We start from the raw sequence: 806 nt of genomic DNA on the forward strand, positions 1-806 counted from the left end.
CTGAATTAAACGTAAAAACAGCAATTGATGCTTGGATTGATGAAGGAATAGAGCCGTAGTTTAGATATGAATAGCTATTTTATTCGCTCACACAATTCTTACAAGAGAAAGTCACAATAGAAACTGATGGCAATCAAAGTAAGCTCCAAACCATTTTGGCTGGAAGTGAAAGTAATAAAATTTAATCTCCTCAAGCCAAAACGTATTTTTTGGGTCAGTGTCTTTTCTTCCGTGTTCTTGCTTTTTCCTATTTCTGGCTTGGCTGTAACTGTACAAGAAGTTCCAAATCCCCGCAAAGAGCATGGTGGTTGGGTAACTGATATGGCAGGAATTCTCAACGACGAGACAGAAGCCCAAATCAATCAGATGGTTTCTGAATTGGAGGCAAAAAAAGGAATGGAAATGGCAGTAGTAACCGTGCCAGAAACAAGTTCTGCTACATCACCGAAAACATTTGCCAGGGAATTGTTTAATTTTTGGGGAATCGGTAAGAAAAGACAAGATAATGGTGTACTAGTTTTGATCTCTGTAGGTGATCGGCGTGTAGAAATTGAAACGGGTTATGGTGTAGAAGCGATTTTACCTGATGCCAAAGTAGGAAATATTATCGATACTCAAATCATTCCCCACTTCAAAAAAGGAGATTTTGCAGGCGGTACACTGGCAGGAACCAAAGCATTAATAGTAGTTCTCAAGTCGGATCAACCATCATCTGGAAGTCAGGTAACACCACCAGAGACTCAAACAACCTCAAATAACACAGGTGGCGGGATTGTATGGGGAGTTTTAGCTGGAGGTGGAATAAT

General features: G+C 40.1%; 1 protein-coding gene. It reads left to right on the forward strand.

Going from position 1 to position 806, the window contains the following annotated elements:
* Positions 1-126: 126 nt before the first annotated feature.
* Positions 127-806: TPM domain-containing protein (locus ABF638_RS38225; RefSeq protein ID WP_435027926.1), on the forward strand; the 680-nt coding region annotated here is incomplete at its 3' end.

It is taken from the genome of Nostoc sp. CALU 1950, assembly GCF_051172895.1.
Classification (GTDB): Bacteria; Cyanobacteriota; Cyanobacteriia; order Cyanobacteriales; family Nostocaceae; genus Nostoc; species Nostoc edaphicum_A.